The sequence below is a fragment of the Deltaproteobacteria bacterium genome, assembly GCA_018668695.1.
Lineage (GTDB): Bacteria > Myxococcota > XYA12-FULL-58-9 > XYA12-FULL-58-9 > JABJBS01 > JABJBS01.
In genome coordinates this window covers 1-23,029 of the sequence record JABJBS010000021.1, presented here as the reverse complement: position 1 = coordinate 23,029, position 23,029 = coordinate 1, and the positions used below count along the sequence as shown (strand labels likewise).

Annotated in this window: 12 protein-coding genes; 6 read left to right on the top strand and 6 right to left on the bottom strand. The window is 51.1% G+C overall.

What is annotated here, in order from left to right; translation table 11 throughout:
• The 3 genes from HOK28_00930 to HOK28_00920 all read left to right on the top strand — a co-directional run.
• On the top strand, nt 1-5,698 hold a 5,698-nt coding region (locus tag HOK28_00930), incomplete at its 5' end, for a hypothetical protein (protein MBT6431622.1).
• 113 nt (nt 5,699-5,811) lie between these two features.
• Complete coding sequence (locus tag HOK28_00925; protein ID MBT6431621.1) at nt 5,812-6,876, top strand: OmpA family protein; 1,065 nt, start codon at nt 5,812-5,814, stop codon at nt 6,874-6,876.
• 3 nt (nt 6,877-6,879) lie between these two features.
• On the top strand, nt 6,880-12,405 hold the full coding sequence (locus HOK28_00920) for a hypothetical protein (protein MBT6431620.1): 5,526 nt from the start codon (nt 6,880-6,882) through the stop codon (nt 12,403-12,405).
• A 10-nt stretch (nt 12,406-12,415) separates the two neighbouring features.
• Here HOK28_00920 and HOK28_00915 read toward each other — a convergent pair whose 3' ends face one another.
• From HOK28_00915 to HOK28_00900, 4 genes are read right to left on the bottom strand one after another with little or no spacing between them, the layout of a single operon-like run.
• Complete coding sequence (locus HOK28_00915; GenBank protein ID MBT6431619.1) at nt 12,416-13,285, bottom strand: hypothetical protein; 870 nt, start codon at nt 13,283-13,285, stop codon at nt 12,416-12,418.
• Nucleotides 13,286-13,296: 11 nt separating this feature from the next.
• Nucleotides 13,297-14,466: an amidohydrolase gene (locus HOK28_00910; GenBank protein ID MBT6431618.1), complete on the bottom strand. Its 1,170-nt coding sequence runs from the start codon at nt 14,464-14,466 to the stop codon at nt 13,297-13,299.
• Nucleotides 14,467-14,521: 55 nt separating this feature from the next.
• The gene (locus HOK28_00905; protein MBT6431617.1) at nt 14,522-15,595 is read right to left on the bottom strand and encodes a hypothetical protein; all 1,074 of its coding nucleotides are present in this window, start codon (nt 15,593-15,595) and stop codon (nt 14,522-14,524) included.
• 54 nt (nt 15,596-15,649) lie between these two features.
• Nucleotides 15,650-16,222, bottom strand: coding sequence for a hypothetical protein (locus HOK28_00900; protein ID MBT6431616.1), 573 nt, complete (start codon nt 16,220-16,222; stop codon nt 15,650-15,652).
• 483 nt (nt 16,223-16,705) lie between these two features.
• On the opposite strand from HOK28_00900, the gene HOK28_00895 reads away from it, so the two are divergent.
• Complete coding sequence (locus tag HOK28_00895) at nt 16,706-17,704, top strand: isocitrate/isopropylmalate dehydrogenase family protein (GenBank protein MBT6431615.1); 999 nt, start codon at nt 16,706-16,708, stop codon at nt 17,702-17,704.
• A 13-nt stretch (nt 17,705-17,717) separates the two neighbouring features.
• Here the strand turns inward: HOK28_00895 and HOK28_00890 are convergent, their stop codons facing one another.
• Nucleotides 17,718-18,014, bottom strand: coding sequence for a WGR domain-containing protein (locus HOK28_00890; GenBank protein MBT6431614.1), 297 nt, complete (start codon nt 18,012-18,014; stop codon nt 17,718-17,720).
• Nucleotides 18,015-18,112: 98 nt separating this feature from the next.
• Nucleotides 18,113-19,429 carry an AarF/ABC1/UbiB kinase family protein gene (locus HOK28_00885; protein ID MBT6431613.1) on the bottom strand — a complete coding sequence of 439 codons (1,317 nt, stop codon included), beginning with the start codon at nt 19,427-19,429 and terminating at the stop codon, nt 18,113-18,115.
• Nucleotides 19,430-20,031: 602 nt separating this feature from the next.
• Here HOK28_00885 and HOK28_00880 point away from each other — a divergent pair.
• Together HOK28_00880 and HOK28_00875 are read left to right on the top strand one after the other, a co-directional pair.
• On the top strand, nt 20,032-20,535 hold the full coding sequence (locus HOK28_00880) for a pentapeptide repeat-containing protein (GenBank protein MBT6431612.1): 504 nt from the start codon (nt 20,032-20,034) through the stop codon (nt 20,533-20,535).
• 151 nt (nt 20,536-20,686) lie between these two features.
• Nucleotides 20,687-23,029 (top strand): IPT/TIG domain-containing protein (locus tag HOK28_00875; protein ID MBT6431611.1); only part of this gene is annotated, 2,343 nt, incomplete at its 3' end.

Below are 23,029 nucleotides of genomic sequence, written 5' to 3'. Positions count from 1 at the left end.
GCTCGAAGCTTGCGACGATGGTTACACCGATGCTTGCGGTAGTTGTAATGTTGATTGTTCCGCTGCCGGTGCGGGCGCTACCTGCGGTGATGGCGAAACGTGTGCCGAGCTAGAGACCTGTGACGATGGCTATACGGATGCTTGCGGTAGTTGTAATGCTGATTGTTCTGCTGCGGGCGCCGGTGCTACCTGCGGTGATGGCGAAACGTGTGCTGAGCTAGAAGCGTGCGACGATGGTTACTCGGATGCCTGCGGTAGTTGTAATGCTGATTGTTCTGCGGCTGGTGCCGGAGCAACCTGCGGTGATGGTGAAACGTGTGCCGAGCTAGAGACCTGTGACGATGGTTACACCGATGCTTGCGGTACTTGTAACGCGGACTGCTCTGCAGCCGGTACCGGTGCCACGTGCGGTGATGGCGAAGCGTGTGCTGAACTCGAAGCTTGCGACGATGGTTACACCGATGCTTGTGGTACCTGTAACGCCGATTGCTCAGATACTGGTGCAGGCGAAACTTGTGGTGACGGCACGATTTGCCCTGAAACAGAATCTTGTGATGATGGCTACGCTGATGCATGTGGTAGCTGTAATGCAGATTGTTCTGCGGCCGGGGCTGGCGCAACTTGCGGTGACGGTGATTATTGTCCAGAGCTTGAATCTTGTGATGATGGTTATACGGATGCCTGCGGTAGTTGTAACGCTGATTGCTCGGACGCAGGTGCTGGCGCAACTTGTGGCGATGGCACCACTTGCCCTGAACTTGAATCTTGCGACGACGGCTACACCGATGCTTGCGGTACTTGTAATGCTGACTGCTCAGCCGCTGGCGCCGGCGCAACTTGTGGCGATGGCACCACTTGCCCAGAACTCGAATCTTGTGACGACGGTTACACCGATGCCTGCGGCACTTGTAATGCCGATTGCTCTGCTGCGGGCGCCGGTGCCACCTGCGGTGACGGCACGATTTGCCCTGAATTAGAATCTTGCGACGACGGCTACACCGATGCCTGTGGGACTTGTAATGCCGATTGCTCTGCTGCGGGCGCCGGTGCTACCTGCGGTGATGGTGACTACTGTCCTGAGCTTGAGGCTTGTGACGATGGCTACACCGATGCTTGTGGCAGTTGTAATGCAGACTGTTCTGCCGCCGGTGCGGGTGCGACGTGTGGCGATGCAACGATTTGTCCTGAAATAGAATCTTGCGATGACGGTTACACCGATGCTTGCGGTACTTGTAACGCCGATTGTACGGCTGAGGGCGCGGAGTCAACCTGTGGTGATGGCGACCATTGTCCTGAAACAGAGTTTTGTGACGATGGGTACCGAGATGCTTGTGGTAGTTGCAATGCTGCTTGTACGGCAGCGGGCCAGGGTGCCACCTGTGGTGATGGGATCCCGTGTCAAGAACTTGAAGCTTGCGATGATGGTTTCTTAGACGCCTGCGGTAGCTGCAATGCTGATTGCACTGGCGCTGGTGCAGGGGCAACATGCGGGGATAGTGAGGTCTGCCCCGAACTTGAGGTCTGTGATGATGGCTACGCCGACGCTTGCGGCTCTTGTAATGCAGACTGCAGCGCTGCTGGTTCAGGAAGCACCTGTGGTGACGGAAATGTCTGTCCGGAAAATGAATTTTGTGACGACGGCTACACCGATGCCTGCGGTACTTGTAACGCAACATGCAACGCTGTGGGTGCAGGTTCAACATGTGGTGACAACACCATTTGTCCAGAGGTCGAAGCGTGTGACGATGGTTATACCGATGCCTGCGGAACTTGTAATTCGGATTGTTCGGCTGCGGGCGGCGGATCTGCATGCGGTGATAGTGAAATTTGTCCAGAGACTGAATTCTGCGACGACGGTTTCGATGATGCCTGTGGTAGCTGCAATGCCGACTGTACTGACGTCGGGCTGGGAAGCACGTGCGGCGACGGTGTACCGTGTCCTGAAACAGAAACCTGTGATGATGGCTACGCCGACGTCTGTGGTACTTGTAATGCGGATTGTTCCGGCGCAGGCGCGGGCTTCTTATGCGGCGATGGAAATGTTTGTAACGAAACAGAAGCCTGCGACGATAACAATACAGACAGTTGCGATGGATGTGCGAGTGATTGCTCACGCCCAGATGGCATTTGCGGTGATGGTATTGTTGAGTGCGGCGAAGAATGTGACGACGGCAATACTGTTGACGATGGTAATGGGTGTTCGGCTGCTTGCGTGAGGCTCGACACATGCGGCGATGGTGTTCTCCACAACCTCTTTGAGATTTGCGACGACGGTTTCACGGATGCTTGCGGTACATGTAACGAGGACTGCAGCACGGAAGGTGCAGGAGTTACCTGTGGTGATGGCGAAACCTGCCCTGAGTTCGAAGCTTGTGATGATGGTTACCGGGATACCTGCGGTACTTGCAATGTGGACTGCGACGGAGCCGGTGCGGGTTCAACCTGCGGCGACGGTGATGTTTGTGAACAAGTCGAGTTTTGTGACGATGGTTATGCTGATGCATGTGGCTCATGTAATGCCGATTGCTCTGCGGCGGGTTCGGGCGCTACGTGCGGCGATGGTAACACTTGTGCCGAAATGGAAGTTTGCGACGACGGAAACAAGGTCAACTGTGATGGCTGTACTGAAGATTGCTCACGAGTAGATGCGCTTTGCGGTGACGGACTCCAGGAATGTGCTGAAGTTTGCGACGATGGCAACGCCACCGATGATGGCAATGGTTGTAGTACCACTTGTACGCGCTCGGGAAGTTGTGGCGATGCAACGGTTCAAGCCCTCTTTGAAACCTGTGACGATGGCTATGCTGATGCTTGCGGTAGTTGTAATGCGGATTGTTCGGGCGCGGGGGCGGGCTCAACCTGTGGTGATGGAAACCACTGCCCTGAAACCGAATTTTGTGATGACGGTGCCAACGACAGTTGTGGTTCATGTAATTCCGATTGCAGCGCAGCGGGTGTAGCAGCCGTTTGCGGCGACGGTGAAGTCTGCGGTGAGACAGAGTTCTGTGATGATGGCTACGCCGACGCTTGCGGTAGTTGTAATGCCGATTGTTCTGCAGCGGGTTCAGGCGCCACTTGCGGAGATGGTTCTGTCTGTCCGGAGCTTGAAGCATGTGACGACGGCAATAAGACCAATTGTGATAGCTGCAACGATACGTGTGACCGCATTGATAATGTGTGCGGCGACGGAGTCCTTGAATGCGCTGAGCAATGTGACGATGGGAATACCACCGATGACGGCAATGGTTGCAGTACGACCTGTTCGCGAGAGGGCAGCTGCGGCGATGGAATAGTACAACCGCTTTTTGAATCATGCGATGATGGCTACACCGATGCTTGTGGGTCTTGTAATGCAGACTGTTCAGACGTGGGCAGCGGTTCGACTTGCGGCGACGGTAATCAATGCCCTGAGACAGAGTTTTGTGATGATGGCGCCACCGATAGCTGCGGTGATTGTAATGCCGATTGCAGCGGTGCCGGCGTAGCCGCTGTTTGCGGTGATGGTGAAGTTTGTGTGTCGGCTGAAGCTTGTGATGATGGTTACGCCGATGCCTGCGGTTCGTGCAACGCTGATTGCAGCGGTGCCGGTTCAGGTTCAACTTGCGGCGATGGCAATGTTTGCCCTGAGCTAGAGGCTTGTGATGATTTTAACACTGGCGATTGTGATGGCTGCAAAGGTGATTGCTCACGTTTCGACAATGTTTGCGGAGACGGCATCATTGAATGTACCGAGGTCTGTGATGATGGGGAGGTCATGCTCTCAAGTATTGATTATGAACACCCTAATTTTGGTGGTTGTGAATACGACCCAGGTTGGGACCGGACCTGTGTTCTAGGCCCGCCGTCGCATTGTGAAGGAAACATTAATGTTCCGGATGATGCTTTAGCATCAACGTTGCGCTCTGCTCTTGGACTGGATGCCGGAGACCCAATTACGTTCTCGTCGACTCTGACTTCGTTGAATGCGGGCAGTAAGGGAATCACCGATATTACGGGGATCGAATGTTTTGTACATCTGGAATACATTAATCTCGAGAACAACAACATCACAGATCTAAGTGGTATGGAATATCTGGTAGAGGTCCGAACGCTCTACATGAATAACAATAATATTCAAAGTGTGGCACCTCTTTCGGGAATGGTCGAACTCAGGACTCTTCATCTACGAGACAATGATATTCGTTCAGACATACCTTTGGCGGGACTCGTTAAGCTGGAGAATTTAAACTTAAACTATAACAGCAGTCTAGGAAGTATCAGTAACCTTTCGATGCTTACAAAGCTGAGGTACTTTGAAGGTTATGATACCGGTATCAATAGTATTGAAAGTTTAGTCGCAGCGACTGAACTCGAGTATGTTCAAATTGGTAACAACGCAATCAACAGTATCTCGGCTCTCTCGGGAGCCGAGGATTTAGATGAAGTCCATGCTTACAATAACAATATATCCAGTTTGGATGGGATTCAAAATGCGACGAAACTCGATCGAGCAAACTTTGGCAGTAACTTACTGACCGACATTTCAGCTCTGGCGAATCTAACTGATATCGAATTTCTCGGTCTTCATGATAACGAGAACTTGGTAAACATCGCGTCACTCGCTGGCTTGATTGACCTTGAAAGCCTTGAATTGCAAAATTGTAATGTGGCCGACCTGAGTCCTTTGGCGGGCATGGTCGATATGGAGTTCCTAAATCTACATAACAATGACTTTGAAGATATCACCCCTCTAGCAGCTTTAAGCGATATGAAAACGCTGCGGATGAGCAACCATGACCTGAGCAATATGCCTGACCTCTCAGCCTTAAGTGCAATGACGGACCTCACCTATTTGGAAATGAATAATTGTGGGGTTCAGAGCTTAAGCGGTTTAGAGACTCTTGTTTCCCTAGAGGAGTTCCATTCAAAAGGAGCGAATCTACCCGGGCTTGGCGTACTGGCGCCTCTGGCCTCTCTTGAGGACTTGGAGCGAATTAATTTATCGGAATCCAATTTGGACGACCTTACGGGAATTGAGAATCTTGATAATCTTGAAAAGCTTTGGCTCTACGATAACGATATTGAGTCAGTCGCTCTTTTTGCGGGTGGGATTTTAGATAATCTCGATTACTTACATCTTGGCGATAACAAGTTAGACGACCTCGTCGGTTTATCTGGACTGACGGATTTGGTTACACTGATCGTGAACGACAACAGCATCGATTCACTAGCTGCTCTTACGGACTTACCAGACTTAAAGAAGCTGGAAGCTTACGATAACAATATCGATGATGATGGAACCGCGGTATTTTCCGCGGCAGATGGGCCAGATGGTCTTACAAGTCTGCACTTGGCTAGCAATGATTTGGATATTGCAACACACTTAGGCAACCTGACTAAGCTCAGCTACTTGAATATCAACAGCAACAGTGTTGATGATATTTCGGCCCTCAGTACATGCACTGATTTACAAGACCTTCGAATATACAACAACGATGTTGATGATATTTCATCGCTTGCCTTTATGCCTGACCTTAGATGGGTCAACGCAAGGCACAACGATATTACTGACCTAACGCCGCTTTTAAATAACGGCGATTTTGCGGCAGGCGATCAGATTTACGTACATGGTAATAATCTCGATTGCGACACTCAATTTGTCATCATCAATGCCATCGAGGCCCGAGGTGCAACGGTCCACGATAACCCATGTGATTAGGAAAAGACGATGAAATTCAAGATTTCGACCAGACGGTCGATGACAGGACTGACGGGTGCGTCAGTACCGGCGACGGCGGGAGGGGAGTCTGCAGTCGAAAGGGGAGATGAAGCATGACGTTTAAAACAGAGGATAAATGGATGGTAAGGCGCTTGGCGGCCTTGCTCGTTTTCGCTTTTTTAGGGGTTTCTGCGCCTGCACTCGCGGGCGGCATGTTTACTAAGAAAAAGGATGGCTCGTATCAAATCGATACAAGTGTTCACTTCCCAACTGGGGCAAAGCGGTTTTGGCAAGGCCATAAAAAGCGTATGCGCCAAATTGCGAAGTTTCTCAAAAGTCATCCGGAAATTAAAACCATTACGATTATAGGCCACACCGATAGCCGCGGCCCTGAAGAGGTCAATGAAAAGCTGTCGGGAGCTCGGGCACGCTTCGTGAAAAAATCTCTGGTCAAGCTTGGAGTAGAGCCCGAAAGATTGGTCCTAGAAATGGTGGGTGCGGCTACGCCTAAGGCATCGAACAAATCGAAGCTAGGGCGAGGTAAAAACCGGCGGGTTGAGTTCGTTGTCGGAGGGACCGCGCCGGCGGCCGAACCGGAGCCGGTGGTTGAAGAGCCGGTAGAGGAAGAAGAAGTTGCCGAAGCTGAAGTAGCCGAGGAAGAAGTACCTGCAGAGGAAGAAGAAGTTGCGGCTGCGGAAGAAGAGGAAGTTCCTCCAGAAGAAGAGCCTGAAGCAGAACCTGAAGAAGAGTTGCCTGCTGAAGAGCCTGTTCCAGAGCCAGTGATAGAAGAAGTGATACCTGAGCCGCCGCCATCCTTTGAACTCCTTAGTTGGAATACATTCCATGAGTACAAGCACTGGATTGCGGCAGGCGCGACGGGTCTAACAACGACCATCGCCATAGCCCTAGGTGCTAGCGCCTCCTCGAAAGCAGCAGCGCTTGATGACCTCTTCGTGGGAAATGAAGACCATACGGATGCTCAAAATTCTGCCAGACAACTCGGTGTTGCCGCGGATGTATTTTACACGCTAAGCGCTTTGGGGGCGGTCGGGACCAGTTGGCTCTTTTATGACCTCTATTATGGCGCGACCGGTGAAGCTCCTGAGACTTCAGTCTCCGTGATGCCAACCGCAGGGGGAGCGATGCTCCAATTACAGATGCCATTAGGAGGCGATTAAGCTGTGACTAGTTGGCGATTTATCACCTCTGTTGCGCTGATTTTATCAGCAACCGGCTGTACAGCTTCGTTGGGGTTGGACGAGCGCGGCATAGCATGTGATGAAGACGGTCAGTGTGATGCAGGTAAAATGTGTCTCAACGCCATTTGCGATTTTCCGCCCGGAGAATGTGGAAACGGTATCGTAGAAACCGGCGAAACCTGTGATGGGGACTGCCGCACCAGCTGCAATGATGCAATCGCTTGCACAACAGACATACTCTCTGGAGATCCTGCGTCATGCAACGTTGCTTGCGAGTACACCGAGATTGCAGCCTGTGCCAATGATGATGGCTGCTGCCCGCCGGGCTGCAGCTTTGAAACCGATAGTGATTGTTCCGCAACTTGCGGTAATGGTGTCATAGACAGCGGTGAACTTTGTGATGGGGATTGCCCCACGAGCTGTGACGATGGAGTTTCCTGCACTCAAGATAACCTCGTGGGCTCAGCCGCCAACTGTACAGCTCAATGTGTGCCTGTCACGATTACCGATTGTGTTGAAGGCGACGGCTGTTGTGCGGCGGGCTGCAGTCCTGAAGTCGACTCGGATTGCTCAACAACCTGCGGTGATGGCATTGTGGATGCCCCGTCTGAAACCTGCGACGGAAATTGTCCTACTAATTGTGATGATACGATTGCATGTACCGTGGATATCTTTTCGGGCAGCGCCGAAAATTGCACGGCTGGTTGCAGTTACGTGGATATCGTTTTGTGTGAGTCTGGCGACGGCTGTTGTCCGGCTGGTTGTGTCAATGCGGAAGATTCAGACTGCGAACCCATAGGAACACTCTGCGGCAATGGTATTGTTGATGCTGGCGAGCTTTGCGATGGCAATTGCCCAGACTCTTGCCAAACCACCGATGCATGTATTCCTTTAGTTTTACAAGGAAGCGAGGATGCTTGTAACGCAGAGTGTGTTGCCGAGCCTATCTCTGAGTGTGTAAGCGGGGACAGCTGCTGCCCGTCGAGCTGTAATTCTGAGAGCGATTTTGACTGCGCATCTTTATGCGGCAACGGTGTTCTCGATTTAGATGAAACCTGTGATGGCGACTGCCCCACGAGTTGTGCACCCTTAGATACTTGCATGGTGGTTGAACTTCAAGGCAATGCTTTTGATTGTACGGCCCAATGCGTTCAAACTGGAACTGTCACTGCTTGTGCGAACGATGATGGATGCTGCGCCGATGGATGCAGTGCTGCTAACGACAACGACTGCGCATCTGAATGCGGCAATGGGGTGATTGAACCAGGCGAAGTGTGTGATGGGGGATGCCCCGCAAGCTGCGATGACGGGTTGGCCTGTACTCAAGACCTCATGGATGGTGAAGACTGCTCGGTTACTTGCTCTTATTCCGCGATAGAACTCTGCGTGGACGATGACGGCTGTTGTCCTGGCAACTGCACTGACCTTACGGATTCCGATTGTTCCTCAAGTTGTGGCGACGGCGTAACCGATGTGGGTGAAGTATGCGATGGTGATTGTCCGTTTGCCTGTGATGACAGTGTCGCCTGTACAACTGATTTACTGGTGGGTAGCGCCAACACCTGCAGTGCGTCTTGCTCCTTCCAGGCCATTGATTCATGTGTAAACGATGATGGTTGCTGCGCGCCGGGCTGTAGCTTTGCCAATGACAACGATTGCTCCGCCACCTGTGGCAACGATGTGGTGGAAGCTGGAGAGATTTGTGATGGCGACTGCCCGGATGCTTGCAACGATTCCAACAGCTGCACTTATGATGTGTTGTCGGGTAACCCGTTCAACTGTAGCTCTTCCTGTTCGTTCTCTGAGATTGTCAGCTGTCAGTCCGACGATGGTTGTTGTCCTGCCGGCTGTGACTCCGAAAGTGACAGTGATTGCAGTGATTCATGTGGTAACGGCGTCGTTGACCTAGGCGAAGTATGCGACGGCGATTGCCCCCAGGTTTGTAACGACGGAAATGCTTGCACGGGAGATGTTTTGGTTGGCAGCGAGCTAACATGCAGCGCATCTTGCTCATTTACCGAGATAACGGCGTGTACCCATGGTGATGGTTGCTGTGCTCCTGGATGCGATACATCGGAAGATGACGATTGTTCGGGAAGCTGCGGTAACAATGTGGTCGAGTCGCCAGAACTCTGCGACGGTGATTGCCCGGTAGCCTGCAATGACAACAACGCCTGCACCCAAGATGTGCTGACCGGAAACTCTGAAACGTGCAACGCACAGTGCTCCTATCAGCCAGTATCAGCCTGTGAGAACGACGATGGCTGTTGCGCGCCAGGGTGTCATGCAAACAACGACAATGATTGCTCGGCTTTTTGCGGCAATGGAGTCATCGAGGACGGCGAGGTTTGTGACGGTGATTGTCCAGAGAGCTGCGACGATGAGAACGTGTGTACTTCTAACACCATGGCAGGTTCCCCGGAAAGCTGTGATGCAGTGTGTGTGTTTGACGCTGTGACAAGTTGCGGAGCACCTGAAGGATGCTGCCCCGACGGCTGTACGGCCAACGATGACTTAGACTGCAATCCGGTATGTGGCAACGGTTCTCTGGAAGATGGTGAACTCTGCGATGGTGATTGTCCCGAGTCTTGTGATGACACGGATGCATGTACTGTGGATAGCCAGCTTGGTGCTGCCGAGTCGTGCGATTTTAGCTGCTCCTACGCTGACGTTACGGAATGCATCAGCGACGATGGCTGTTGCGTGGACGGTTGTAACGCACTTGAAGATAACGATTGTCCATCGGTTTGTGGTAACGGCTTGGTTGAGCCCGGTGAGACATGCGAGGGTGATGATTGCCCAACAGCATGCTCCGATGGCTTCATCTGCACGAGTGATACCTTGGTCGGCAGTACCGATACCTGCGATGCGGCTTGTGTATTTACGGATATTTCGGTCTGTACGGGAGGCGATGGCTGCTGCGCGCCAGGGTGTGATGCGAACAATGATTCGGACTGTGTTCCTTCTTGCGGCAATGGTGTTGCAGAAGAAGGCGAGGCCTGTGATGAGGGCGGCGTTACGGCTCAATGCGATGCGGATTGCACAACTGTGAGCTGCGGCGATGGCGTTTTGAATACACTTGCGGGTGAGACCTGTGACACTGCAGGACAGTCGGCTACATGTGATGTTGATTGCAGCGACGTGGCTTGCGGCGATGGGACAGTAAACGGCAGTGCAGGCGAAGCGTGTGATGGCGGCGGGGAAGCCACAGAAAGCTGCAATCCCGACTGCAGCGCTTCTGAGTGTGGTGACGGGATCGTCAATACGCTTGCCGGCGAAGTTTGTGATGATGGCGCGGGGAACTCCGATTCCGAGTCAAATGCATGCCGAACGACCTGTGTGCTGCCATCTTGCGGTGACGGTGTACAGGATGACGGCGAAGCTTGTGACGGTGCAGGTGAAACCGCAGCGTGTAATGCGAATTGCAGCGTAAACGCATGCGGCGACGACATTATTAATCAAGCAGCGGGCGAAGTTTGTGATGATGGAAATGCCTTAACTGAAGTTTGTGATTACGGCCAGGAATCCTGCGAAGTTTGCAGTTCAACATGTCAAACACAAGCTGGATCTACCAGTATGTGCGGTGACGGTGAAACAGATCTTGCAGCGGGCGAGACATGTGATGATTCCAATACGGTGACAGAGTCGTGCAGCTTTGGTGAGACTTCATGTGAAGTGTGCGATTTGGCTTGCCAGGCCGTTGCTGGAGCGACGTCTTACTGCGGTGATGGAAGTATCGATGAAGTCAATGGTGAAACGTGTGACGATAGCAATACGGTGACAGAAGACTGCGGCTACGGGCCTCAGAGCTGTGATGTTTGCAGCAGCGAATGTGTTGAAGTTGGCGGTGCCACCTCTTTTTGTGGAGACAGTTCGGTCGAGACCGACCACGAGAACTGTGATGACGGTAATGCGGTCACTGAGTCATGTGCCTATGGCGAAACGAGCTGTCAGGTATGCAACGAATCTTGTCAAACCGCTGCAGGCAGTACCTCTTTTTGCGGCGATGGCTCAACCGACAGCGATAACGAGACATGCGACGATGGCAATACTCTGCTTGAAGAATGTGACTACGGGGAGACCTCCTGCGAGGTTTGTGATCCGGGTTGTGAACAAGTGGCAGGCAGTACCTCTTTTTGTGGGGACGGGGCCGTGGATGCAGGCGCAGGTGAAAGTTGCGATGATAGCAACAGTGTTACAGAAGACTGCGATTATGGTGACCTTACCTGCAACGTTTGCACGAGCAGCTGCACTGTGGGCGAGGGAATTGTTCACTACTGCGGGGATAGCATCACGGAATTGGAACTTGGTGAGGCATGCGATGATGGCAACTCCGAACAAGAAACCTGTGCTTATGGCCTCACGAGTTGTGAGGTTTGTTATCCTTGTGTGCTGATAGCGGGAGCGACTTCTTATTGTTCTGATGCTGTGACCGATGCTGAAAATGGTGAAGTTTGTGATGATGGAAACAGCAACGACTGTGATGGATGCTCGGGGGACTGCACCCGTTTTGAAAGCTGCGGCAATGGTTTTGTAGAATGCGATGAGGTCTGTGATGAGGGCGATGCCAACCAGGCATATCCCGCCTTCGGTGGTTGTGTTGAAAGTTCTTGCGAAGAGGGTGTTCCCGCGCACTGTGGCCCGGGTCCTATTGATCTTCATCCAAGTGTAGCGGCGGTGATCCTAGGTGCACTGGGTCTTAGCGGCGATGACATTCTATTTGAGGATGTCGATGAAATGACCGCGCTTACGATTGAAGGCATCAATGTAGACGACCTAAGGGGGATTGATTGTTTGGTCAGTCTCCGAACTTTGAGGGCTTCGAGTAATAACCTGGGCTCAGATCCGGCAGCTTTAGATCCCCTACAAAACTTGAAGAAGCTTCAAACGCTTGAACTAAGAAACAACGGTTTGTCTTACCTTGGTGGTTTGGCCGGTTTGGATACGGTTGAGAACTTGGACCTCAAAGAGAACAGCATCATTGCCATCGATGCGCTTGCGGGACTAACGGGGTTGAAGAATCTATACCTCACGAGCAATAAGATCTCAGATTTGACGGCGCTTGGCGAGCTGAGTTTATTAAGAACCTTAGAGCTTAAGGACAATGAACTTGTGTCCGTGGTGGGGCTTGGTGAACTCACGAATCTTGAACGGCTCGTTTTATGGCAGAATCAGATCAACGATATTTCAGAATTACAAACCCTCATTAATCTTACGTACTTGGATTTAGATACGAATCAAATTCCTGCAGTGGATGCCATTGTACCGTTGACCTCGATTCGGACCATTTGGATCAACAACAATAAGATAGAAGATTTCTCGCCGCTTGTAGATAATGCAGGTTTGGGAAGCGATGACGGGATTCATATGACAGGTAATTACAACAACCTCGACACAGAACTTTCGTTGGAACAATGGTGCAGTGGAGCCGGTGAGGTGATTGGCCAGAGGGTTACTTTTAATATCCTTGGAAGCCGTGGTGCGAGTATCGACCACGACTGCGATTAGCGCGAAAGCATTAAAGCGATATTTCTTGAGCCGTTACCTTGATTGCACTCGATTCGACTTCAACACAAACATGGTGATGCACGGTCGTATCCGATGTCTCATAAATACGTGGAACCCTGGCGGCGTTTAGGTAGGTTGTGCCATTTCGCTCAACCACCCATCGGCGTTCACCTCCTCCTTTAAGGCCTTGATGCATATGGCCAGCGATCACGGCTAAAACGTTTTTGTCTTGGCTGCGGGCATAGGCAATGGCCTGCTCTAAATCAGGATCTCCAAAGTCACCTTCCGACTTTTTAAAGTCACAACCCCAGATATCATCTCGTTTGGTGCCCAGTCCGCTCGGTCCGTTGTGAGCGAAGAAGATAATGTTCTTGTTTTGAGATTTGTCGATTTGCTCGTTGATTTTAGCAGTGGACTCTTCAATAGAGTGAATCCCGAAAGCTTTTTTTAAATAAGGTTTGAAGCTTAAGTTGGGGCCGCCCATAGAGTGGGGTCGTGCGGCAATAATATCAAATGAGTAATCGTTGATGCTTTGTGGATGCAGGCTATAGCCACAGATGCTGGTACTGGTTAGATGGTGTGAAAGGCTCGTGAAGTTTTTCGTTTGGCCGAGACCACTTAGCTTCGCCAGAAGCTGATTGCCCAAAACTTCTGCGATAAGTTGAACCACATTGGTGCTGTCGTGATTGCCGGGCATAAAAAATGTGGGTTTGTTGAGCTGATTGATAAGATTCCAAACAACCTTGGCTCGCCACGGTGCATAATTGACCAAGTCTCCAACAAAAAGGATTAGGTCATAGTTGGATGCGTTGAAGTAGGCGACGTCCTTTTCGTTAAAATGAAGATGGACATCTCCGATGACTGCAAGACGTACGCTCATCGTCAATTGCCCTAAAGCCGGTCTTCGATGACTTGAACAAAAACGGAGGCACCCACAAGCAGTGCGCGTTCGTCTATGTCAAAGTGAGAACAATGATGGGGCACACTCATTGGCTCTCGGTCGAGCGGAGCTGAGCCAACCAAAAAGTAGCAGGCCGGAACTTCTTGGGCGAAGTAGCTAAAATCTTCACCGCCCATAGAAAGGTAGGGGTATCCTGCTTCGGTATCCCCAACTATTTTCTGTGCTGCTTCAAGCAGAACCTGTGCTTGTTCATCTGCATTGATGGTGGGCGGGTAGCCGTCTTGATAGTCGAGTGTAATCTTAGCGCCATAGGTTGCGCCGACGCCCGCAGTTATCTCAGCCATACGCTTTTTGATAAGGTTTCGATTGTCTTCGGTGTAAGCTCGGGCGGTGCCCTTGAGGGTTGCGTGATGGGGAATGATATTGAAATTGGTGCCGCCTTCCATCATTCCCACCGTGACGACAGTACTCTCGAGAGGGTTGGTGTTTCGGCTCACGATGGTCTGTAGCGCAGTAATAAGATGAGCTGCTACAACGATGGGGTCAACAGTTCCTTGTGGGCACGCGCCGTGACCGCCAATGCCTTGAATGTCGATGGTGAATTTATCCGATGCAGCCATGATGGGACCAGGCTTTACGCCGACCGTTCCAAACTTTTGGTAGTTCCATAAATGGATTCCGTAGATTTCGTCGACACCTTCAAGGGCGCCGTCCGCCACCATATATTTCGCGCCGGCATAACCTTCTTCAGCAGGTTGGAATATAAATTTAACATTGCCCGCTATCTGTTCACGCTTGTCGCTTAGTACTTTAGCAGCGCCCAGCAACATCGCGGTGTGTCCATCGTGACCGCATGCATGCATGACACCTTCATGGATTGAGGCGTAGGGTACATCTGAGGTTTCTTGCATGGGCAACGCATCCATATCGGCGCGCAGAGCAACGGTTGGTCCTTCTTTGCCGCCGCAAAGAGTTCCTACAACGCCGGTTTTACCCACTTGCTCGCGCACTTCGATGCCGAGTGACTGGAGTCGTTCAGAAACCAACTTAGCTGTGCGAAATTCTTTAAAGCTGAGCTCAGGATGTTTGTGAATATCGCGCCGCGTGGCAACAATCTCGTCCTCGAGGTTTTGGACGGATGGATGAATACTTAGTGTCATGGTGGCCCTCACGTTTAACGAAGCGCTAACACCTCTCCCAAATAGGGGCAAGGCTTTAGGCGTTGGGCACCAGCAGAATGGAGCCGTTGCCGTCAGGTGAGTTCAGCGGGAAAGCATAACCGGTGGCAGGTGCCTGTGACTCTATTTCACTTCGGTTCATTTTGACCTTCTGACCCTCTTCACTCAATGAGCGAACAGCGGCGGCGGTCACAATCGTTAAAAACTCAGCAATCGCATCGTCAAACTCGGGCGCCATTTCAGACTCGGCCATTTCGTCGCCGAAGAGTCGTCGTAAAATAGTATCAGCGAGATCTTCGTTCACACTTAGGTAGACTTTGAGAGTGTCTTCGTCCGCAAGAATAAGCGATGCAGTGCAATCCCACATGAAGTTGGGTGTGACCGGTCTTCCGTGATCGACCTTAGATTGAATCCCAGCAACCCGGGTTGCAATCTTCGGAAAAGTTTCAATCACAAGCTCAGCCATACGGTTGCCGGCAAGCTCTTTAGGTAAAAGAGGGTGCTCTTTGACTTCGACGGGTTTTTCACCCAGCTTTTCAAATTTGGTAAAGGCATCTTCTAGAACCTGAGCAGTAAGAAGCTCTAAGGTTTTGATCGCATCGCCAATACGAATACGCTTTGCCTTTTGAATCGTAAGCAGTTCGTTGAGTTGTTCCTCGGTTAGGAGTCCATGCTCAACCGAGAGCGCTCCAAAGGGTTTATCAACTTCGCGTTGTTTTTTGTTGAGAGCATCTGCTTGGGTATTGGTCATAAACCCTTGGTCGACCGCAAGCTGACCGAGTCGAACGTTGTGGGAATCGACATAGTTGGTGGCTTGCCCGAGCTGGTCCTTGGTGATCAGCTCTAGGTAAACCAAATACTCGCCAAAAAACTTGGCGGCCGGTCCGGTTGGAGGCGCTTTTTGCGTTGCGTTTTGAGTGGCTACTTCTTGAGCATTTGCTGCAGCCAATTCTTCCGCGGCTCTTAGAGCAGCCGTTCGAACTGCGGTTACGCCTTTTTGAGTGAGTAGGGCCTCAAGGGCCTGATTGAGGAGTTCCGCTTGGTCAGCAATTTCAGTTGCCTCGACGGCTTGCTTGTACAGGTTTTCATCGAGACTTACGGTCAACTTCATGGGTTGATTGTACGCGGGCTGTGAGGGTGAGGCAAAGCGTCAGGTGGAAATCTCTTAGATTTGGGCAATGGTTGCACCATGCTCGACTAAGTAGTCGACAACATCGAGTTGATAGCTTGAAAGCGCGGTGACGAGCACCGTAAACCCGTCTTCATCACTGGCATTGATGTCTGCTCCTGCATCCAAGAGGCGTTTGACCTCGTTGAGGTCGTGACTTTCCGCAGCGGTTAGAAGGGCTTCGTTGAGCTCTTGTTGTTGGGTTGGCGAAATTACAGGGCCGGCAAGTTCGGCAGGAGGCCCGACGAGGCTGGGGTGAAGACGGGTGACTGCGCCGCGGATAATGAGGTACTCAATGAGCTCCAGCTGATAATGGGAGAGAGCGTTTACGAGGACACTAAATCCGTTGTCGTCAGATGAGTTAACGTTGGCTCCCGCATGCATGGAACTCTTTACCGTCTCAAAGTCACCGTTCTCTGCGGCTTGAAGTAGTTCTTGGTTGAGGAGTCTCTGTTGCTCAAGCGTGTTGTTGGTTGGCGCCAAGTTTGTGTGAGCCGGTTCCCCTGCACACCCAAAAAGGGTAGCAATTACTAGGAAAACCAAAAATGTCCATCGGCCCATCTGGCCCATGGCTTCCTCCTTGAAATGACTACTTAAATTCTAGTCTGCTGGCGACACCCGCTCAAGCTCAATTTGCGACATAAAATCGCCTATTTGTATGTATATGAGGGTGCGGCGAGGACATGGTCATACCAAAAATAACAAAACATGGATTCCATGAATTTCTAATAATGCGCTAGGACAGGGGCTTACGAGATTTTATCTAAAATACCACGTACGATCCTAGATTTGGCGGTAGATTGAATGTGAGGTCGCCAATTGATATTTTTTGAGACTTGGGTACGAGTGCGCCGAGTTGCGTTTTCAATTTCAATCGTCTAATGCTCCTGCGACAGAAAAAAAAGACAATCCTGGATACAGACGCCGGAACGTGATTCGCTGTTGGTAGAGACGATCCGAATTCAGATGGGATGCGGTAAGCACCCGTAGATTTCTTAAGAATTTCCCCACATCTGGAATGATTCGTCTGGCAAGAATAAGTTGGAGAAAAAGATGCCTCATTGCATTACATTGATTCCCGGTGACGGTATCGGACCTGAAGTTGCCGATGCCGCTAAGAAGGTTTTAGATGCCACCGGAGTAAGTATTTCTTGGGACGAGCAGCTCTGCGGCCTGTCCGCCATTGTTGACGGTGGCGATGCCTTACCCAAGGAAACCATTCAGTCATGTCGTAAAAACCAAGTAGCTCTGAAGGGGCCGACCACCACACCCGTTGGTGGAGGACACGTCAGTGCCAACGTACGTTTGCGCCGTGAATTAGATTTATACGCATCTGTTCGCCCGAGCCGTACGATGGAAGGTGTACCATCTCGCTATGAAGGTGTGGATGTCGTCATTTTTCGAGAAAACACGGAAGGCCTTTATGCAGGTCTTGAGAACCAAGTCTCTCAGGGTGTTGTTGTTTCGATTAAGGTTGTGACTGAACGAGCAACTGACAGAATTGCCCGAGCCGCTTTTGAATACGCTCGAAAGCATGGCCGTAAGACTATTACTGCTGTGCACAAAGCAAACATCATGAAGCTCGGTGATGGATTATTTCTAGACCGTGTTCATGGCATCGCTCAAGAGTATCCTGACATCAAGTATGAGCAGGCCATCATTGATGCGCTTTGCATGCGCCTTGTGAAGGATCCCAGCGAGTTCGACGTTATGGTCATGGAAAACCTCTACGGAGATATTGTTTCAGACCTTTGTGCTGGACTTGTTGGTGGGTTGGGTGTGGTTCCCGGTGCCAACATCGGCGACGAGGTTGCAGTATTTGAAGCGGTTCATGGCTCAGCTCCAGATATCGCGGGTCAAGGCGTAGCCAACCCGCTCGGGCTCATTAAAAGCTCAGTCTTGATGTTGGAACATCTTGGTGAGTTGAGCGCAGCTGAGCGCCTTGGAGAAGCTATTGATACTGGGTTGCGAAGTGGGGATGCACTCACCCGTGACTTGGGCGGTACCGCGAACACTGATGATGTAGCGAACGCCATTATTAAAGCGCTCTAATCATGAAGACGACTTACTGGGCTCCGGCCCAGGCAAGTTTAAGTTGATGTCCGGGTCGCTGCAGTGACTCTTCTGGATGCTTATCAACTTCAACAAATCCACTTTCAATTTGTAAAGCGCTGAGTGAGTTGAGGCGCAGCTTTGCGTGCTGGGCTGATCCAAATCGCTCAAGTCTTTCGGATACTGTTTTACGCCCAACACGTCCCCATCGGCAGATGACATCATAGCCGCCAAAGAGGTCAGGCTGCAGGTGCAGCGTGTACCAGCGAACATTCTTTTGATTTTCGGCAGGCCGATGAAAGTAACGCATTTCGCCTCTTTACATTAAACAGTTGAGTCCGTCTTAGTGATATCCAATGGGGATCAACAATTTGCAAAAAAGCCGCGTTTTTTACCGTTTGGTTGGAGTCAAGGCTCGTTTGGAGCCGTGAGATAAGTGTCTAAGACTTTGCGAAAACTTGCTTGGGTACGTAGGTGGCACAAGGTTCCATAATGACCACCGATGACACGGTCTACAAAGACGATGTCGGGTGATGGCTGAAAAGCACTGGCATATTTCGCGAGAAAGAGTGGGGTGTTCTTTAGAACATCTTTGTGAATATCTGCGCGCCCGTAGTCGTAGATTTCTTGAAAGAAGGGGCGACCGAAAATATCGCGCCACATCTTGTAGTAGCCGTCCGGTAAAGTCGCGCCTTTAAGGTTACGGACACCTAGCCGCTGTAGCCCTGTTTCAACTGTCTCATAATCCTCATGAAGCCCGGCATAGACCGTGTCGTTGTATGCTTGTGCAATCTCGGGTTTGATTTTTTTCACGCAGCCGAAATCATACATGACGATTTTACCGTCTCGGCGAAAACCAAAGTTCGCCGGGTTTGGATCGGCGTGAATTGCGTGGAAACGAAAAAGCTGGTCGAGGAAGATACCAAAGAGGTTTTCCCCAAGTTGGTTTCGTTGCTCTTGGGAGTATCCCAAAGAGACAAGTTTCTGTAAGTGGTCGCCGGGCTCGTAAGTGAGTGTGAGAATTCTTTTAGAGCTGCGTTCACCAATGACCTCGGGAATGACCACACGGTCATCGTCCTTAAAGAGCTCACGGAAATGACGGACGTTGTCGGCTTCGTTGCAGTAGTCGAGTTCCTCGTGGAGGCGTTCCCGTAGTTCTTGCACGAGAGCGTTGAGCGCTTTTTTCTCAATGCGAATCAATCCCGATGCTAAAAATGCGAGTTTGAGATGGTTTAGGTCGGAGTCAACGGCTCCGTCGACGCCAGGATACTGAATTTTGACCACGACTTCACGCCCGTCGTCAGTGACGGCCCGGTGTACTTGGCCTATCGATGCGGCTGCGAAGGGCTCTCTTGAGAAACTTTTGAAAAGGGTTTCGGGAGCGGCGCCGAACTCTTTTTCAATTTGAGCGGCTATGACTTCGTAAGCCATCGGAGGAGCTTCCTTTTGCAGCTTACCGAGAGCGTCACCAATTTCTTTGGGGAGGATGTCTTGGGCAAGGGAGGCCATCTGACCTACCTTCATCACGGCGCCTTTTAGCTCACCCAGGGTTTCTACGATTCGTTCGCCGTTGAGTTCTCCGAGCTTGGACAGCTCTTTGCGAGTTCCATCTTCATCCAAGAAGATGCTCTTTACCTTCGAGCGGGCGTAATTACTCGCCACCGAGGCGGTCATCCCGGCGAGTTTGAAAAATCGTTTGCCACCGGTAGCTGGTTTATCACTCATTTTGATTACCTTACCCTCAATTGGACTGACCAGATTGGGTGTTGGTTCGGAGACTTGAGGACACTCGAGCAAGTCTACGCCGAATTGAAAGACTCCCATAACATATGGGCCGTCATGGTTCGTATAAGAAATAAATTCAAGTCTTGTTTTCGGCGAGAGAGCTTTCGATTGACCGTGTGGTATGTTTTTAAGAAAAATTATTGCCCGACGTTCTTTTCTACACTGCCTGGATCTTAGGGTTTGGCGGTTCAGCTTTCAGGACTGATTGAGCAGTTTGTTGTTGGACCTGTAAATGCTTCTTGCTTATATAAATTGATACATATCCAGATAAATCAGTGACTTATGGTCCCTTCATGAGCCGCGACTTTTCGGGGCTGCTTGATGAGCTTCGGTCTTCATAATAGCTAAATCCGGCATAACGATAAAAACAGTTAATGCCGGAGAGTGCTGAATTCATTAAGAAAAAAGTGCGCTAAGGTAGGTCCAGCGACTACTTTTCGCTCTGAGTCTCACAGCTGCCTCCCTTGTTTAACATTAAGTAAGTGAACCATACTCAGCATCTGTTTAAATATATTATATTTCAGTCAGCGGGGGTGTATCTGATGTATTGGACTGGAGCTTTGGGAGGAGCCTTGGTCGTTTTTTGTACGATGGGACTTGCAGTGGACCAACTTACAGGAACGCAAGAACCGGAGTGTGAGCTTAAAGTCTTACCAACCGGTGAAGAAGTTATTACTTGCAGAGATGGCACAGTGAGCAGGGTTACGACCCAGCAACAAGCAGGCTCTGATGCGATGGACTTCCGGGGACGGGAGCTTGACGGCATCGATTTAAGAGAGTTTGACCTTCGCGGGGCCAGATTTGACGGTGCTGTTTTGATGAATGTTGAGTTTAGGGGAGCCGACCTAACCGGGGCCAGCTTTGAAGGAGCTACCCTTTATTTCGTCGATTTACGTGAAACTAAGCTCGAAAACGTCAACTTGAACAACGCAGTGGTGAGTCGTTCCCACCTGGAGGGTGCGCAGTGGCTTAAGACAATTTGTCCTACAGGCATACTCAGTACTGAGAACTATGGGACATGTCGGGGTCAGTTATCGAGACTTTGAACGTGCCGATTTCAGCGCCCGTCAATTTTCTTCCACCAACCGCCCTTGTCGCCGCCTAGCATGCGCGTTATGGATTTCCTATTCGGTGGGGAAGCTTAGAACAATCACAGCTGTCGTTGTATCCCCACGTAAATACGAATGAGGGATGCCCATGCAATTCACTTCGATTAGCCGCCAAGGTTCAGCCTTGGTAGGACTACTTTCACTTTCTTTACTCGTCGCTTGCGGCGAGAGCACTTCCAACAACGCTGACGAAAATACCCAAACAGAAAATCTCGTTTGTGGTGACTCAATCGTCGGAGGCGAAGAAGCCTGTGACGGTGGTGGGACTGAAACCGCCGATTGCGATGCCGATTGTACGGAAGTTGTTTGCGGGGATTCTGTCGTTAATGCCGCAGCGGGTGAGACCTGTGATGATGGCAATACAGAGCTGGAAGCTTGTGAGTACGGTGAATCCTCCTGCATTGTTTGTGGGCCAGGATGCACTGAAGTCGCGGGGCAGGTCCTTTATTGCGGCAATGGGACGGTCGAAGGTGATGAGGTTTGTGATGAGGCCGGTGATACATCGGCATGCGATTCTGATTGCACGGAAGCTGATTGCGGTGACGGATACCTAAACGGTAGCGCCGACGAAGCTTGTGATGACGGTAACACCGTGACCGAGATTTGCGATTACGGTTTGACGAGTTGCGAAGTTTGTAACTTTCTATGTCAGTACCAGTCCGGGAACGCGCGTTACTGTGGCGACGGTGAGATCGATTATTCCTACGGCGAATCATGTGACGACGAAGGCCAATCCGAGACCTGTGATGACGATTGCACAATGGTTGAATGCGGCGACGGTGTTCACAATATTGCAGCTGGTGAATTATGTGACGCGGGCGAGGCGCTCACCGACACATGCGATTATGGTTTGACTGAATGTGAAGTATGCACGCAAGCATGTGAAGTGATTCCCGGCCTGACCACGTATTGCGGTGATGATGTCCTGGATACCGACCACGAGTTTTGTGAGCAGGGTGAGACAACGACGATGCTTTGTACGGCATTCGACCCACAAAATTTTGAAAGCGGAATTGTCACTTGCGGAAACGACTGCATGGCCGATACCACGGGTTGTGTGGAGATACCTCGTGATGCTCAGTACGAAGCCTGTACCGAGGCTGGCTTGAGCCCATTTGTGCAAGGCTCCTGCGAGGCAGACCTTTATTGCTTACCGCTCACCACCGATACGACTGGTTTCTGTATGCTGCCTTGTGATGGCGCCGGTGACACCCAGACCTGCGGCGAAGACGTTTGCTACGAGAATCCGGCAGGCTGGTTTTGTTACCGAGACGATGCTCTTCGTGATGAGCCATGCCGTGACAACTTGAATATGTGTGCCCCAGGTGAAGGGGAGTGTATCGACCGAGTTTGGGACCAAGCGACGAGCACTCATATTGACCCCCGCTGTACGATTACATGCGATAGTGTCGATATTGGACAGCAGGGGACTTGCCCGGATGAAGAGACCTGTTTTACGAACACCGGCGGTTACGCCGATGTGGCGGGAGACACCACAGGTCAGCCTTTGGCGTGTGAAGAAGAAACCGATTGTCCGGTTGGGTTCGACTGTCTGCAGTTCTCAAATGGAGACAACTACTGCGCAAGAATGCAGGGCTGGTGCGGCGATGCGGTTCCGGTCTGCGGCGCCATAGACAACTACGATTGGTACAACTGCCTTTATGATGCCGACATGCAGTGCTCGCTGTCCGAAGGGCATGACTATTGCGCCGTTCAAGGAGCCACGGGGGCGGAAGCGACGCCTCAGTGTATCGATGTTGGGTTAAGCTCCGGCGTTTGTTTGGCCTTTTGCGAAGGGCCCGACGAAGAGGACCTCGACTGTGGAACGGGTTACGAGTGTGTGGTTCCAGGTGAAGGACAGTGGGCTTATATGTGGAGGCTTGAAGAGCCCAATGTGTACTGTGACCCTGCGACTGATGGAATTGCATCAACCAGCGTTTGCGGCGACACCTACCAGTGTATGACTTTTACCATGGGTTCTCTTTGTGGACGCCCATTGAAACATTGCCAAGAAATTAGACCGGTTGTCGATAGTGTCGAGCCGGCGATTGGCTCGGTGTCGGGTGGTACGGCCATTACAATCCGAGGTGAGAATTTCAAAGAGGGTTCAGTGGTTCTTATCGGTAATATGTATGCTTCGGAAGTCACCTGGGTGAGTTCTTCAGAGATGACGGCTATTGCGCCTTCTAGAAGTCCGGGGCTCAGTGATGTGACCGTTCGCAGCGAGACTTGGCAAAATGGAACCTTGAGTTTGGGTTTTGAGTTTGCTGTCGATCCACCGGTGCTTTACAGCTTGTCACCGGACCATGGCCCGGAAGAGGGCGGCACTCAGATTGTTATCGAAGGCGGGAATTTCCCAAGTAATCCTATTGTGACTTTTGGCGGCATCGCAGGCACAGCAATCACCGTATACAACAATGTATACCCGACG

What these genes read in the sequence shown, in the direction of transcription:
- HOK28_00890 (MBT6431614.1), bottom strand. Translation starts at nt 18,014, where the DNA reads ATGCGTTACTTTCATCGGCCTGCCGAAAATCAAAAGAATGTTCGCTGG.
- HOK28_00885 (MBT6431613.1), bottom strand. Translation starts at nt 19,429, where the DNA reads ATGAGTGATAAACCAGCTACCGGTGGCAAACGATTTTTCAAACTCGCC.
- HOK28_00880 (MBT6431612.1), top strand. Translation starts at nt 20,032, where the DNA reads ATGTATTGGACTGGAGCTTTGGGAGGAGCCTTGGTCGTTTTTTGTACG.
- HOK28_00900 (MBT6431616.1), bottom strand. Translation starts at nt 16,222, where the DNA reads ATGGGCCAGATGGGCCGATGGACATTTTTGGTTTTCCTAGTAATTGCT.
- HOK28_00895 (MBT6431615.1), top strand. Translation starts at nt 16,706, where the DNA reads ATGCCTCATTGCATTACATTGATTCCCGGTGACGGTATCGGACCTGAA.
- HOK28_00915 (MBT6431619.1), bottom strand. Translation starts at nt 13,285, where the DNA reads ATGAGCGTACGTCTTGCAGTCATCGGAGATGTCCATCTTCATTTTAAC.
- HOK28_00925 (MBT6431621.1), top strand. Translation starts at nt 5,812, where the DNA reads ATGACGTTTAAAACAGAGGATAAATGGATGGTAAGGCGCTTGGCGGCC.
- HOK28_00910 (MBT6431618.1), bottom strand. Translation starts at nt 14,466, where the DNA reads ATGACACTAAGTATTCATCCATCCGTCCAAAACCTCGAGGACGAGATT.
- HOK28_00905 (MBT6431617.1), bottom strand. Translation starts at nt 15,595, where the DNA reads ATGAAGTTGACCGTAAGTCTCGATGAAAACCTGTACAAGCAAGCCGTC.